Here is a 13,915-nt window from a genome sequence, read left to right as displayed (position 1 = left end):
CCATGTCGGTCATGTTTCACAGTTCCCGATTCGGGCAAGCGGAGTAAGGCGTTCGTTAAGACGTCGTGAACTCCGGCACAGGTCCATGACAAGCGCATCTGAACCGGGTCAGATGGAAAGCGCGAATCGTGAGGTGGGCACCTGCCCGCACGCGAATTCGGATACCCCCCGTCAAGGAACCCTCCGGAGGTGAACCCGTGACGGTGCTTGATCCGGACCTGAACGCCGACCACTCGGCAGCCGGGCCCAAGGAACTGCCACGGCAACGCGACCACGCCCTTCGCGTCGAACCGATGCTGGCGCTGGAATGGTCGCATGCGATCGAAGCCGCGGGAGGCGTCGGTGTCGCCGACTCGCCCGCGCAGACCCGTCGGGCCTGGATCCACCGGGCCGACGAACAGCAAGTGCTCGCGCTCTTCCGCGCGGTGGGCAAGGAGGCACCGGCACCCTGGTGGCTCCGCGCCCTCGACCGGGGCAGGATCGCCTCGCGCGCGGCGGCGTTCGCCGTCGAGGACGAGGTGACCAGCCTGCTCGGCAGCCGGCCGGGTTGGGTGTTCGTCCCGTGGGCGACCGAGGGCGAGGTCGGGTACTGGGAGTTCGTGCCGTCGGAGAGCGGCGTCTACGGCCCGGCCGAGCCCACCACGGTGCAGTTCACGGACCGGCACCCCGGTTTCGTCGACCTGCTCCCGGCGCACCGGGGCCCCGGTCAGCGCCAAGCCATCGAGTTCACCCCGGCCGCGCTGCGCGAGCAGATCGAGGACCTGGAGAACATCGCCTAGCGCACCACCTAGGCTGTACGCCCGTGACGTCCAGCCACCAGCGACCGCAGCACCACCGATCCGTCGTCAGCTACGTACAACGCGGCGAACGGATGACCGTGGGGCAGCAGCGCGCATGGGACCGCCACTGGGAGCGCTTGGGCCAAGAGGTCAAGGCGCTCCCGGCCGGTCCCGTGCACTTCGACGAGTGGTTCGGCCGCGAGGCCCCCGTGGTGCTCGAGATCGGTTCCGGCATGGGTGAGACGACCGCCCAGCTGGTGGCCGCCGCACCCGACGTGAACTACGTGGCCGTCGAGGTCTACAAGCCGGGCCTGGCGCAGCTCCTGCTGCGCGCCGAAGCGCTCGGCGTGACCAACCTGCGGGTCCTGCGCGGTGACGCGGTCGACCTGCTCACCGACCACGTCCCGGCCGGTTCGCTGTCCGGCGTGCGGATCTACTTCCCCGACCCGTGGCCGAAGAAGAAGCACCACAAGCGGCGGCTCGTGCAGCCCGAGTTCGTGCACCTCCTCGCGACGCGCCTGCGTCCGGGCGGCACGCTGCACCTGGCCACCGACTGGGAGCAGTACGCCGACCAGATGCTGGAGGTGTGCTCGGCCGAGCCGCTGCTGCGCAACCGGTACGACGGGTGGGCGCCGCGGCCGGAGTGGCGGCCGGTGACGAAGTTCGAGCAGCGGGCCGTCGAGGAGGACCGGATCAGCCACGACCTGATGTTCGAGCGGAACGAACTCACCTGACCGTGGCATGCAGTTCGGGCCCGGTTCGACCGATGCGGCGACTGCCTGTCGTTTCGTCACCGGATCGAGTGGACTCTGTTGATCACTCGATGTGCCCCGTCTGGCAGTGACGTGTGACACCGTTCCGCAACTACGGTTGCCGCCCGTGACCGCAGTTGACAACGGACCGATAACGTTCGACGTGGACGCGGCGGAGGGTTTCCTCCGCATGTTCCACATCGCCCACCCCGGAGCGGGCCCCGTCGGGCCCCGGCTGAGCCGCATGCGCGACGAGGTCGCCGAGACCGGCACCTACCGCCAGACCACCGAGGAACTGGCCTACGGCGCGCGGATCGCGTTGCGCGACTCCGGCTGGTGCACCAGCGGCGTGCCGTGGCGCCGGCTCAAGGTCCGCGACCTGCGCGGCTTCCGCAACGCCGCCGCCGTGGCCGGAGAATGCGTCGAGCACCTGCGGCTCGCCACCAACGGCGGCGCGATCCGCCCGCTGGTGACGGTGTTCGCGCCGGACACCCCGGACACGCCCGGACCGTGCATCTGGAACGAGCAGCTGATCCGGTACGCGGGTCACGGCGTCGGCACCGGCGACCGCCGCTACACCGCGTTCACCGAGGCCGTCCAGGGCATGGGCTGGCGGCCACCGGCCACACCCGGCCGCTTCGACCTGCTGCCGCTCGTGGTGGAGACCGCGCACGAGGGCGCGAAGCTGTTCACCGTCCCGCCGGACGTCGTGCACGAGGTGCTGCTCGAACACCCGGAACTGCCCTGGTTCGGGCAGCTCGGCCTGCGCTGGCACGCGGTGCCCGTGATCACGAACATGAGGCTGACCATCGGCGGCATCACCTACCCCGCCGCGCCGTTCAACTCGTGGTTCGTCGGCTCCGAGATCGGCGCCCGCAGCCTGGCCGACGAGAACGCCTACGGCGCTGCCCGGCCCGTCGCCGAAGCCCTCGGACTCGACACGGCCACCGAGCGCTCGTTGTGGCGGGACCGCGCCGTGGTGGAGCTGAACCGGGCCGTGCTGCACTCGTTCGACCTCGCCGAGGTCACCATCACCGACCACCACGCCGAGTCACGCCACCGGCTGTCGTGGCTGCGCTCCCGTCAGCGCACGTCCGGCAACCGCCCCGCGTTCCGACTCGACCCGACCGCCGCCCTCCGCGCCCGGACCGGCGGCCCCGCCCGCTTTTCCCACTCGCCTTCGGAAACGACCCGTCCTCATTCACCCGGACGGCTCGCCGAACTGCTCCGGCAGCGCGCCGGCGGATGAGCCGCACGGCTATTCCTGGGAATCGATCAACAACCCCGACAACGCCATCAACACCAGCACCAGCAGGCCGAGCACCGCACCCGCCCAAGTAGCGACCACTCCGAACACGTGTTCCTCCGTTCCCCGACTCGCTCCTCCAGAGTCACCTCCGAATTCGTCATCCGACATCGGCCACTGGTGTGTTTCGCGTAGCGTTCGGGTCAGCCTTGCGGTTGACACCCCACCCGACCGGGGAGGGACGCGCTCTCAGCCGCGAGGACCTACCGTGGCACCCCGTGGAGAGCACTCACCTCGGGTGGCGGCCCCTGATCCGCCGCCAGTGGCCGCTTGCCTGCGCCCTCCTCTTCTTCCTCGGCAGCGAGGTCATCGGCCGGACGGCCTGGTGGCAGCTCCCCGGCACGGCCGTCGTGTGCGCGCTCGCCGTGCTCGCGCCCCGGCGACCGTTCGACGCCGCGCTGGCCGCCGCGACGGCCGTGGCGGCGAGTTCCGTCGTGCTCCGGGTGCTGGACGTCGTGCCCGAGGTGCCGCTCGTCAGCGGGTTGGTGCTGTCCGAGTCGGCGGCGGTGATGGCGATCATCGCGGTCGTCGTCCGGCACGCGCCGCTGCTGCGGGCCGTCGTCGGCGTGGTCGTGCTCGTGGTGGTGTCCGCCGGCACCGGTGTCGTCCGGCCGGACTACTGGGCGCGGACCTGGCCCGACTACGACCCGTCCATCTGGCAGCACCTGATCGGCGGCGGGGTGCTGCTGACGCTGTCGGTCGGCACCGGGCTGTACTTCCGGGCCCGTGACCGGGAACGCGCCACCGCCGTGCGGGCCGAGGTGGCGGCGGCGCAGCACGCCGAGCGGATGGCGTTGGCGCGCGAGCTGCACGACGTGATCGCGCACTACGTGACCGGGATGGTGGTGCACGCGCAGGCGGCGCAGGCCGTGCCGGCTGCCGTGCCGGAAGTGCTGCCGATCATCGTGCGCAGCGGCAACGAGGCGTTGACCGAGATGCGCCGGCTGGTGGGGACGTTGCGCGGCACCGACGGTGACGCGCCGACGGTGACCAGCGACCTGGCCGACGACGTGCGCGGGGTGGTGGAGCAGTCCGGTCAGCCGGTGCGGCTGCACGTCGACCTGCCCGTGCCCGTGCCGCCGTCGTTGGGGCGTTCGGTGCTGCGGTTGGTGCAGGAGTCGTTGACCAACACCCGGAAGCACGCCGGCGGTCTGTCCCGTGTGGACGTTTCGGTGGTGGTGGAGGACGGGGTGGTGAACGTGGTCGTGGCCGACGACGGGCGGGCGCCGAGCGCGAACCCGGCCGGTGGGAGCGGTGGGTACGGGTTGGTCGGCATGCGGGAGCGGGTCGAACTGCTCGGCGGTCGCTTCAGCGCGGGTCGGCGGGCCGGTGGGGGCTGGGAGGTGCGCGCCGCGCTGCCCGTCGCGGAGGACGGGTGACTCGTAGTCGGGGATCGGTGCCGTCTGTGCCGTCTGTGCCGTCGGGGTCGGTGCGGTCAGGGTCGGTGCGGTCAGGGTCGGTGCGGTCAGGGTCGGGCGTGCCGTCGGGTCAGGGGAGTTCCGCCGGCAGCGGGTAGGTGAAGGGCTTCGGCGGGTCGTCCAAGGCCAGGTGGCGATCCGCGACCGGCCTGTCCGGACGCGTTCGTCGAGCCTGGTCGGGGATGGTGGGGCGGTGGTCGTCCGCGCGGTCGTCCGGGTGGTCGTCCCGGTGGTCGGCGGCGGTAGTGGTGGTTGTGGCTGCGGTGGCGGTGGCGGTGGCGGTGGCGGACAGCCTGAGGTTTTGCTCGCGCAACTGCTCCACCTGGTGCTCCAGCTCGGCGATCCGCGTCTGCGCTTCGCGGTGGACCCGGACCACCGTCCACAGGAGCTGGTACGCGTGCCGCTCGCCGTTCTCCGTCCCTTGTGGACCGGGCGGCTGGGCCTTCGGGCGCCGTGCCTTCGGCCGTGGTGATGTCGGCGTCCGGTCTTCCGGCTTGCGGGTTTCCTGCTTCCGGGCCTCCGGCTTTCGGGGTTTTGGTCGCTGCGACGTCGGTGGCCGGGGCACCGGCGGCTTGGGTTCGGGGGGCTTGGGCGTGGGTGGTTTGGGTGTCGGTGGCCGGGGCACCGGCGGTCGGGGCGCTGGAGGCTTGGGCGAGGGAGGCTTGGGCGCCGAGGGATCGGGGGTCGAAGGATCGGGGTTCGAGAACTTGACCGCCAACGGGGTCGGTGCCGAGAGCGTCGGCGCCGAGGGACTTGCCGCCGCGGACCTGAGCGTTGACGGAGCGGGTGCCGCAGGCTCGGGTGCAGCAGAATCGAGCGCTGCGGGCTTGAGGGCTGCGGGCTTGGGTGCAGCAGACTTGAGCGCTGCCGGCTTGAGCGTTGCGGGCTCGGGTGCAGCAGGCTTGAGCGCTGGGGACATCGGCGCTGCGGGCTTCAGGGCTGCGGGATCGAGGGCTGCGGGATCGAGGGTCGGCGGTTCCGGGTTCGGTTCCGGTTCCGGGTTCGGTTCGGGTGCCGGTAGGCGGGGTTCGGGCACCGGGGTTTCGGCGTCGGTCTCGGGCAAGCCGTGCTTCCGCGCCCAGCCCGGCCCGCCGATCATCGTCGTGGTGATGTCGTCCATCCCGGCCTCCAACCACTTCGGACGGTGGAGTTCGGCGTCGTTCTCCACGCCGGCTGCGAGGCAGTGCAGGTAGCGGGCCGTCGCCAGCACTTCCAGCGCGCGCCGCGGGTGCACGGCGTCGTTGATCAGGTCGGCGATCCGGTCCCACGGCGGCAGGCTGTCCGCCCGGGCCTCCACACCGATCCAGCGCGTGACGTCGGCCCGCACCGCGGCGAGCGACAGGCCTTCGGCCCAGTGCCCGGGAACCCTCGCCGCACGCCGGAGGACCCGCCGGTACGCGGAACCCATCCGGCCGTGCTCGTCGACGAGGTGCACCAGCAGGAACAACCCCAGCCAACGACGTTCCCGGGACAGGTCCGGGTCGGTGAAATCGGCCTCCGAACGGAGGATCGTCACCGCGGGCCGTTCCCGACCGCGCCGCGCGCCGGACTCACCGTCACTTCCACCGACACGAGCCACTGCCACTCCTTCGCCGGATCAGCGGGACCACCACCTCACCCAACGTTTCGGAGGCTACGTCCGTCCGGCGGCCGACACCGTCCAAAACGGTCAAACCCACTGTTCGGGTTACGGTGTGCCGCGCGCCGCCACGTCGTGTGTCGCTCGATCGGGTGCGGCAGGATCGTCGTCATGTCACTGCGTCTGCACGCCCCCGTCGTCCTGCCCTGCGATCCCGCCTGCACCGTTCTCCGCGACGCCGTGGTCGACGTCGTCGACGGTCGGGTCGCGTACGTCGGCTCGGAGGCCGACGCCCCGGAGTTCACCGGTGAAGTCCGCCGGTTGAGCGGAATCCTGCTGCCCGGTCTGGTGAACACCCACGCGCACAGCCCGATGGTGCTGTTGCGCGGCATGGGCGGTGACCTGCCGCTGATGCGCTGGCTGCAGGAGGCGATGTGGCCGGCCGAGGCGAAGATGAAGCCCGAGGACATCCGGGTCGGCATGCTGCTCGGCGCGGTGGAGATGCTGCGCAACGGCGTGACCACCAGCGCCGAGATGTACTTCCACGGTGAGCAGCTGGCCGACGCGGTGCTGGCGGCCGGCTCGCGGGTGCTGTTCGGCGCGGCGATCATGGATCTGCCGGGGATGCCGTGGCGGCCGATGACCGACGAGATCACCCGGTGGATCGACGCGGACGGCCTTCGGTTCGGGCCGGACGAGCGGATCGAGCTGAGCTACGGGCCGCACTCGGCGTACATCCTCACGCCGGAGGCGCTGGGCGAGATCGCCGGCGAGGCCCGTGAACGCGGGGCGTTGTTGCAGGTCCACGTCGCCGAGTCGGTGGAGGAGGACGTGGCGCAGCGCGCGTCGCACGGCTCCGTGCCGCGGTTGCTGGAGCAGGCCGGCGTGCTCGGCGGGCGGGTGTTGTCGGCGCATTCCGTGCACCTGTCGCCCGAGGACGTGCAGATCTACGCCAAGCACCAGGTCGGGATCGCGCACTGCCCCGGCTCGAACACCAAGCTGGCGTCCGGCATCGCGCCGCTGCGGTCGTACCTCGACGCCGGTGTGCCGGTCGGGTTGGGCACGGACGGTCCGGCGTCCAACGACGACCTGGACCTGTTCGAGGAGGCCAGGTTGGCGGCGCTGCTGGCGCGGGTGACGTCGCAGGACGCGACGGCGATGCGTGCGGCGGACGCGTTGCTGCTGGCCACGCGCGGTGGGGCGGCGGCGTTGGGCCGGAACGACCTCGGTGCGCTGGAACCCGGCCGGTGGGGTGACGTCGTGCACGTGGACGTGGACGACCCGGCGTTCGCGACGGGCTTGGACGCGCCGGACGAGCAGGTGCTGGCGAACCTGGTGTGGGCGTCGGGGACGCGGCGGGTCAAGGACGTGTGGGTGGCCGGCAAGCAGGTCGTGGCGGACGGCGAGACGACCAACGTGGACCGGCGTGAGGCGCAGGCCGCTGTGCGCACCGTAGCCGCTCGGCTCCGGTAGGCAACGGATCTCGCCCCCAGTGCGTTTCCACCAGTGGATGGTTCCGAGCACTGAGGGGATTCGTGATGATTCGCAGGACGTTCACCGCCGTGTTGGTGGCGGCTTCGCTGGTGGGTTTCGGTGGCTCGGCGGTCGCCGCGGAGTCGGCGGAGTTCACGTGGCCGCCGGCCGACATCACGCCGGTGCACGAGACGGTGGCGCAGTTGGAGGTCCGCACGGCCGGGTTCGACGCGCGTGAGGTGGAGTTGGTGCCCCAGGTGGTGCGCGGCGCTTCGGACGTGCTGACCGGCACGTGGGGGCATGAGGCGGCAGGGCTGTTCGACGGGCAGCAGTACGTGAACAACAACGTCCGCTTCACCACGCCTCGCGGTGCGACCGGGTTCTTCATCCAGATCCACGCGCCGGGCTTCTTCACCACCGCTCCGGCGGGGATGTGCGAGATGTCGACGTGCACCGGTTCGGTGCGGACGGCGGACGGCGGCCTGGTGCTGTTCACCGAGCACACCGGTGAGTGGGGTTCGCGCACCGCGTACAGCTACCGGCCGAACGGCGAGGTCGTGTACGTGTCGACCGGCTACTCGTCGGTGGTGTCGAACCGGCAGTTGGCGCTGTTGGCGACCGACCGGGCGTTCACCTTCGTGAGCTAGCGGGGCCGGGGTCGGACGACGATCTCGGTGACGTGGGCGTCGTCGGTCGCGTTGACGGCGGTGGCCACGGCGTGGGCGACGGAGTCCGCGTGCAGGTAGAGGTGCGGCTGGTAGTCGCCGCTCTCCTGCTCGCGGACTCCTCGCTGCATGTCGGTGTCCACGCGTCCGGGGTGGACGGACGTGACGCGGAGGTCTTCCTCTTCGGCGCGCAGGACGTCACCGAAGGCGCGCAGGGCGAACTTGCTCGCCGCGTACGCGCCCCAGTTCGGGTTGGCGCGCAGCCCGGCGCCGGAGTTGATCAGGATCACGTGGCCGCGGGCGGCGCGCAGGAGCGGCAGTGCCAGCCGGGTGAGTTCGGCGACCGCGACGACGTTCAGGTCGAACGTCCGGCGCCAGACGTCGGCGGTCGTGTCGGCGATCGTGCCGAGTTCCGCGATGCCCGCGCTGTGCACGAGGACGTCCAGGCGGGTGAGGCCGGCGGTGGCGGTGGCCAGGGCGTCGGGGTCGGTCAGCTCCACCGGCCAGGGGCGGGCGGACTCCAGTGACCCGGCCAGTCCGGCCAACGCCGTTTCGTCCCGACCGCCGAGGAGCAGGTCGTGCGTCGGGGCGAGGACACGGGCGACAGCCGCACCGATGCCGCGTGACGCACCGGTGATCAGGGCAACGGGTCGGGTCATGGAACGACCCTAACCGGCGGGTTCGACGTGGCGCACCGGAGGACTCGCGGCGTGCCGAGCGTTCAACTCACGCGTTCTGAGCGTTGAACTCAGGTGTCCTGAACGTAGGACTCACGGGGCCTGAACGTAGGACTCACGGGTCCTGGATGTAGGACTCACGAGGGGGGAGGGCTCGGGCACGGGCGCGAGCCCTCCTCCTCGGGGGTCAGCCGCAGATGCGGCCCTTGTCCTTCTTCCACACCGCGACGACGGACGGGCGCGGCTGGGAGGTGCCGCCGTCCGGCCAGTGCGACAGCGGGTTCTGCGCCGACGCGCCGTCGATCTCACCCGGGTGCTGCACGGCCACCAGCACGAAGTCGTCCTCGATGACCGGGCCGCAGGTCTCGGCGCCCTTCGGCACGGTGAGGAACTGCTTCACCCGGCCGCGGTACGGGCCCTCGACCGGCACCGCGAACAGGCCGTCGTTGGACTTCAGCGCGTTGCCGTCGGTGGAGATCCACAGGTTGCCCTGCGAGTCGAACGCGACGTTGTCCGGGCACGAGATCGGCGAGACCTGGGTCTTGTCGTAGCCGCCGAAGTACGTGTCAGGCGACGTCGGGTCGCCGCACACCAGCATCAGCTTCCAGGAGAACGTCGTGGCGGTGTTGTCGCCGCGGCGCTCCTCCAGCTCCAGCACGTGCCCGTGCCGGTTGTTGAGGCGCGGGTTCGGCTCGGTGGCGCCTTCCTTGCCCGCCTTGCCGCGGTCGGTGTTGTTGGTCAGCGCCGCGTACACCCGGCGGTTGCGCGGGTTCGGCTCGACGTCCTCGGGGCGGTCCATCTTGGTCGGGCCGACCGCGTCCGCCGCGAGCCGCGTGAAGACGTAGACCTCTTCGGCGGTGAAGCCGGGCACGAACGACCGGTTGCCGCTCGCCAGCGGGATCCACTCGCCGGTGCCGTCGAACTCGCCGTCGGCGGGCAGCTTGCCGGTGCCGTCGATCTCGGCGACCGGGCTGTCGCCGAGGAACTTGGCGACGTACAGCGTGCCGCTGTCCAGCAGCTTCCTGTTGTGCTCACGCGCGTGCTTGCTGTTGCCCGGCTTGAACTTCTCGTCGGACACGAACTTGTACATGTAGTCGAAGCGCTCGTCGTCGCCCATGTACGCGACCACGCGGCCGTCCTCGGCGATGATGACGTTCGCGCCCTCGTGCTTGAAGCGGCCGAGCGCGGTGTGCTTGACCGGCGTCGAGGTCGGGTCGAGCGGGTCGATCTCGACGACCCAGCCGAACCGGTTGACCTCGTTGGGCTCCTGCGCCACGTCGAAGCGCTTGTCGAACCGCTCCCACTTGCGCTCGGACGCCGCGCCGCGCAGGCCGTACCGGGCCAGCCGCGCCTGGGTCGCCGGGTCGGTGACCGAGCCGGCGTTGCCGAAGTACTGGTTGAAGTTCTCCTCGCCGGACAGGATCGTGCCCCACGGGGTGACGCCGCCGGCGCAGTTGTTCAGCGTGCCGAGCACCTTCGTGCCGGTCGGGTCCGCGGAGGTCTTGAGCAGGTCGGAGCCCGCGGCCGGGCCGGTGACCTTGAACTCCGAGGTCGCGGTCAGCCGCCGGTTGTAGCGCCGGTCCACCTTGGGCACCAGGTTGCCGCTGCGCCGGTCCCGCTCGACCAGGACGACGGAGGCGCCGTGCGCGGCCCACGCGATCTCGGTCTGCTCACGGGTCGGGTTGGCGGAGTCCCAGTTCCGGAACAGGAACTCCTCGCTGGTGTACTCGTGGTTGGCCACGAGCAGCCACTGGTCGTGCCTGCCGACCGGCACCAGGCCGAGGAAGTCGCAGTTGTAGCCGAACTGCTTCGCCTGCGCCGCCGGGGTCTGGCGGTCGAAGTCGAACTCCGGCGCGCCGGGCAGCACCGGGTCGCCCCAGCGCAGCACGACGTCCTGCTCGTAGCCCTCGGGCGTGACGACCCGGTCCTCGGTGTTGGGCGCGACGGCGGTGAAGTTGAGGCCGTCCTTGCGGCGTCCGCCACCCAGGTCGACGTCGGCGTCGGGCTTGGGCTTCGCGGCGGCGCTGCCCGCACCGACCAGCCCGACACCCGCGCCCGCGACGGCGAACACCGCGCCCGCCTTCAGCAGCCCGCGGCGACGCACGACCTCGCCGACGACGTCGCCGAAGTAGGCGTTGCCGGAGGTGTTGGGCGCCTCGTGCGCGCACGCGTCGCCGCAGCGGTTCTTGCAGGTGATCGCCGAACGCCCGAGGGGATGGTTGGCCAACAGGGGCAGCAGGCGACGGCCCCGATCGGTGGATGAGGACACACGGACCTCCGAGATAGCTCAGTGGGAACCGGCCGACCGTAAGAGGGCAAGTACTCCACCAGCGGACTTCGAGGTGAACGCGAAGCGAACACCTCGACCGTCCGTCCGGAGAAACCGCCTGCTCACACGCGGTGTGGTCGGTCGATCGCACTGGGCGACCCCGAAGTGCCGTGCGGCGTCACCCGCCGATGCGGTGCCCTTCCCGCCAGACCGCGACCACCGACGGGCGCGGTTGCGAGTCACCGCCGTCCGGCCAGTGCGAGGCCGGGTTGTCCGCGCTCGCGCCGTCCACCTCGCCGGGGTGCTGCACGCACACCGTGATCACGCGTTCGCCGATCACCGGCCCGCACGTCTCCGCGCCGCGCGGCACGGTGAGGAACGCCTTCAGGTGACCGCGTCGGGCCCCCGACACCGGCACCGCGTACAGGCCGTCGTTGTAGCCGTTGAGCGCGCCGGCCGAGTCGCTGGAGATCCACAGGTTCCCGTGCCGGTCGAACGCCACGTTGTCCGGGCTGGAGATCGGGGAGACGCGGGACTTGTCGTAGCCGGCGAAGTAGGTGTCCGGTGACGCCGGGTCGCCGCACACCAGCATGAGGTTCCAGGAGAACGCGAGCGCGAGGGCGTCGCCACCGCGTTCGGTGAGCTCCAGCACCTGCCCGTGCTTGTTGTTCACCCGCGGGTTGGGCTCGGTCGCGCCTTCCTTGCCCGGCTTGCCCCGGTCGACGTTGTTGCTGAGGGCGCAGTAGACGACGCCGGTGTGCGGGTGGGTCTGGATGTCCTCGGGACGGTCCATCTTGGTCGCGCCGACCTTGTCCGCCGCGAGCCGGGTGAAGACGTAGACCTCCTCGGCCGTCATGCCGGGCACGAACGACCGGTCGCCGGCGGCGAGCGCGACCCACTCACCGGCGCCGTCGAAACGGCCGTCGGACGGCAGCTTCCCGGAGCCGTCGATCTCGGCGGGCGGGCTGTCGCCGGTGAACCTGGCGACGTACAGCGTGCCGTCGTCCAGCAACGTCATGTTGTGCCGGCGGGCGGCCTTGCTGTTGCCCTTGCGGACCTTGCCGGTGGAGATGAACTTGTAGATGTACTCGAACCGCTCGTCGTCACCGGAGTAGGCGACCACGCGCCCATCGTCGGCGACGCGGACGTTGGCGCACTCGTGCTTGAGGCGGCCCAGCGCGGTGTGCTTGACCGGCGTCGAGTCGGGGTCGGTCGGGTCGAGTTCGACGACGTACCCGAACCGGTTGGCCTCGTTGGGCTCCTGCGCGAGGTCGAACCGCGCGTCGAACCGCTCCCACTTCCGGGTGGTCGCGGTGCCGGTGATGCCGTAGCGGGTCAGGCGCGGGTCGGCGAGCGCTTCGGCGTTGCCGAAGTACTGGTTGAAGTTCTCCTCGCCGGACAGGATCGTGCCCCACGGGGTGACGCCGCCGGCGCAGTTGTTCAGCGTGCCGAGCACGAGGGTGCCGGTCGGGTCCGCGGAGGTCTTGAGCAGGTCGGAGCCGGCGGCCGGGCCGGTGAGCCGGAACGGCGTGGTGGCCGTGATGCGGCGGTTGTAGCGGGAGAACTGCGGGGTGAGGCGGCCGTTGTGCGCCTGCTGGACCTGCACCACGGACAGGCCGTGCGCGGCCCACGCGATCTCGACCTGCTCGCGCGTCGGGTTCTCCGGGTCGTAGCCGCGGAACATGAACGGCTCGCCGGTGTACTCGTGGTTGGTCACCAGCAGGTTCGTCCGGCCCACCGCGTCCTGCGGCAGCAGCGCGGCGAAGTCGCAGTTGTAGCCGAACTGGCGGGCCTGCGCGGCGGCGGTCTGGTGGTCGAAGTCGAACTCCGGCGCGTCGGCGAAGAGCGGGTCGCCCCAGCGGATCACGACTTCCTGGGTGTAGCCCTCGGGGATGACGACGGCGTCGAGCGCGTTCGGCGCGACCGGGTCGAAGTCCAGCCCGGCGGCGTGCGGTTCGGCCGCCGCGACGCCCGTGCCGCCGGCGCAGCCCGCGGTGGCCGCCACGCCGCCGAGGGCCGCGACGACCACGCCGGCCTTGATCGCGGTGCGCCGGTCGACCAGGTCGCCGAAGTACGGGTTGTCCGACGTGTTCGGCACGTCGTGGAAGCACGCGTCACCGCAGCGGTACTTGCAGGTGACGGCCGCGCGACCGGCGGAGTGGTTGGGCAGCAGTGGAAGGTGAAGCACCAAGGCGCGGCCTCCTACGCTCAGTACGGGACCAACCGACAGTAGGCCGGCGTTCACCGCTTGTTAACCCACCGATTCCGTTCCGACCAGAACGAGTTCGGTCGGCACCCGCGCCTCGCGGCACTACGGTCATGGGCGTGGATGCTGTGGTGTTCGACCTCGACGGCGTGCTGGTGGACTCCGAGCGGATGTGGGACGAGGTGCGGCAGGCCTTCGCCGCCCGGCACGGCGGCACGTGGCTGCCCGCGTCGACCCGGGCGATGCAGGGCATGAGCACACCCGAGTGGGCGACCTACCTGGTGACCGAGGTGGGCGTCCGGCTGACCCCCGCCGAGACCGCCGCGGGCGTGATCGGCGAGATGGCCGAGCGCTACGCCGAAGGGCCGCCGGTGCTGCCGGGCGCGGTGGAGATCGTGCGCGAGGTGGCGTCCCGGTACCCGGTGGCCATCGCGAGCTCGTCACCGCCGGTGCTGATCAAGTCGTTCCTGGCCGCGACCGACCTGACCGACGTGGTGCCGGTGGCGCTGTCCAGCGAGCAGGCGGGCGCGGGCAAGCCGGCGCCGGACGTCTACCTGCTGGCGGCGTCCAAGCTGGGCGTCGAGCCGACCTTCTGCGCCGCCGTGGAGGACTCGACCAACGGCCTCCGCTCAGCCCTGGCCGCGGGCATGGCCGTGTACGCCGTGCCCAACCCGCACTTCCCACCGGACCCGGAGGTGTTGCGGCAGGTCACGGTGTTGCGCGCGCTGTCGGACCTGCCCGCCGCGCTGGCCGGCTGACCGGACGGCGAACACCCCCTGCACTCGGTGAGC

At 71.2% G+C, this 13,915-nt stretch carries 11 protein-coding genes; 7 read left to right on the top strand and 4 right to left on the bottom strand.

Going from position 1 to position 13,915, the window contains the following annotated elements; all coding sequences use genetic code 11:
• Positions 1-197: 197 nt before the first annotated feature.
• The 4 genes from OQ02_RS01595 (at position 198) to OQ02_RS01580 (ending at position 4,216) form a co-directional block, all read left to right on the top strand.
• A complete protein-coding gene (locus tag OQ02_RS01595) occupies positions 198-779 on the top strand; it encodes a hypothetical protein (RefSeq protein ID WP_051771504.1) in 582 nt (193 codons plus the stop codon).
• A gap of 92 nt (positions 780-871) precedes the next feature.
• A complete protein-coding gene (trmB, locus tag OQ02_RS01590) occupies positions 872-1,513 on the top strand; it encodes a tRNA (guanosine(46)-N7)-methyltransferase TrmB (RefSeq protein WP_051771500.1) in 642 nt (213 codons plus the stop codon).
• Positions 1,514-1,694: 181 nt separating this feature from the next.
• The gene (locus OQ02_RS01585) at positions 1,695-2,780 is read left to right on the top strand and encodes a nitric oxide synthase oxygenase (protein ID WP_051771497.1); all 1,086 of its coding nucleotides are present in this window, start codon (positions 1,695-1,697) and stop codon (positions 2,778-2,780) included.
• A 275-nt stretch (positions 2,781-3,055) separates the two neighbouring features.
• Positions 3,056-4,216: a sensor histidine kinase gene (locus tag OQ02_RS01580; RefSeq protein ID WP_033436355.1), complete on the top strand. Its 1,161-nt coding sequence runs from the start codon at positions 3,056-3,058 to the stop codon at positions 4,214-4,216.
• 109 nt (positions 4,217-4,325) lie between these two features.
• Here the strand turns inward: OQ02_RS01580 and OQ02_RS01575 are convergent, their stop codons facing one another.
• A complete protein-coding gene (locus OQ02_RS01575) occupies positions 4,326-5,834 on the bottom strand; it encodes a hypothetical protein (protein WP_033436354.1) in 1,509 nt (502 codons plus the stop codon).
• Between the two features lie 171 nt (positions 5,835-6,005).
• Here OQ02_RS01575 and OQ02_RS01570 point away from each other — a divergent pair, with 171 nt between their 5' ends.
• Together OQ02_RS01570 and OQ02_RS01565 are read left to right on the top strand one after the other, a co-directional pair.
• Complete coding sequence (locus OQ02_RS01570) at positions 6,006-7,307, top strand: amidohydrolase family protein (RefSeq protein ID WP_033436353.1); 1,302 nt, start codon at positions 6,006-6,008, stop codon at positions 7,305-7,307.
• Between the two features lie 65 nt (positions 7,308-7,372).
• Complete coding sequence (locus OQ02_RS01565; protein ID WP_033436352.1) at positions 7,373-7,954, top strand: hypothetical protein; 582 nt, start codon at positions 7,373-7,375, stop codon at positions 7,952-7,954.
• On the opposite strand, the gene OQ02_RS01560 is transcribed toward OQ02_RS01565, so the two are convergent.
• From OQ02_RS01560 to OQ02_RS01550, 3 genes are all read right to left on the bottom strand, one after another.
• Positions 7,951-8,631: an SDR family oxidoreductase gene (locus OQ02_RS01560; protein ID WP_033436351.1), complete on the bottom strand. Its 681-nt coding sequence runs from the start codon at positions 8,629-8,631 to the stop codon at positions 7,951-7,953. The two genes, OQ02_RS01565 and OQ02_RS01560, sit on opposite strands and share 4 nt — an antisense overlap.
• 205 nt (positions 8,632-8,836) lie before the next feature.
• On the bottom strand, positions 8,837-10,876 hold the full coding sequence (locus tag OQ02_RS01555; protein WP_231499828.1) for a PhoX family protein: 2,040 nt from the start codon (positions 10,874-10,876) through the stop codon (positions 8,837-8,839).
• Positions 10,877-11,096: 220 nt separating this feature from the next.
• Entirely contained in the window at positions 11,097-13,106 is a 2,010-nt protein-coding gene (locus OQ02_RS01550; protein ID WP_033436913.1) for a PhoX family protein, read from the bottom strand.
• A gap of 137 nt (positions 13,107-13,243) precedes the next feature.
• Between OQ02_RS01550 and OQ02_RS01545 the strand changes: the two genes are divergently transcribed.
• A complete protein-coding gene (locus tag OQ02_RS01545; RefSeq protein ID WP_033436912.1) occupies positions 13,244-13,882 on the top strand; it encodes an HAD family hydrolase in 639 nt (212 codons plus the stop codon).
• Positions 13,883-13,915: the final 33 nt, after the last annotated feature.

The organism is Saccharothrix sp. NRRL B-16314 (assembly GCF_000716595.1).
Lineage (GTDB): Bacteria > Actinomycetota > Actinomycetes > Mycobacteriales > Pseudonocardiaceae > Actinosynnema.
This window is presented reverse-complemented; position numbering and strand designations above follow the sequence as displayed.

Bases quoted from the DNA above. Each gene is read 5' to 3' on its own strand.
- trmB (WP_051771500.1), top strand. From the start codon at position 872: ATGACCGTGGGGCAGCAGCGCGCATGGGACCGCCACTGGGAGCGCTTG.
- OQ02_RS01570 (WP_033436353.1), top strand. From the start codon at position 6,006: ATGTCACTGCGTCTGCACGCCCCCGTCGTCCTGCCCTGCGATCCCGCC.
- OQ02_RS01565 (WP_033436352.1), top strand. From the start codon at position 7,373: ATGATTCGCAGGACGTTCACCGCCGTGTTGGTGGCGGCTTCGCTGGTG.
- OQ02_RS01560 (WP_033436351.1), bottom strand. From the start codon at position 8,631: ATGACCCGACCCGTTGCCCTGATCACCGGTGCGTCACGCGGCATCGGT.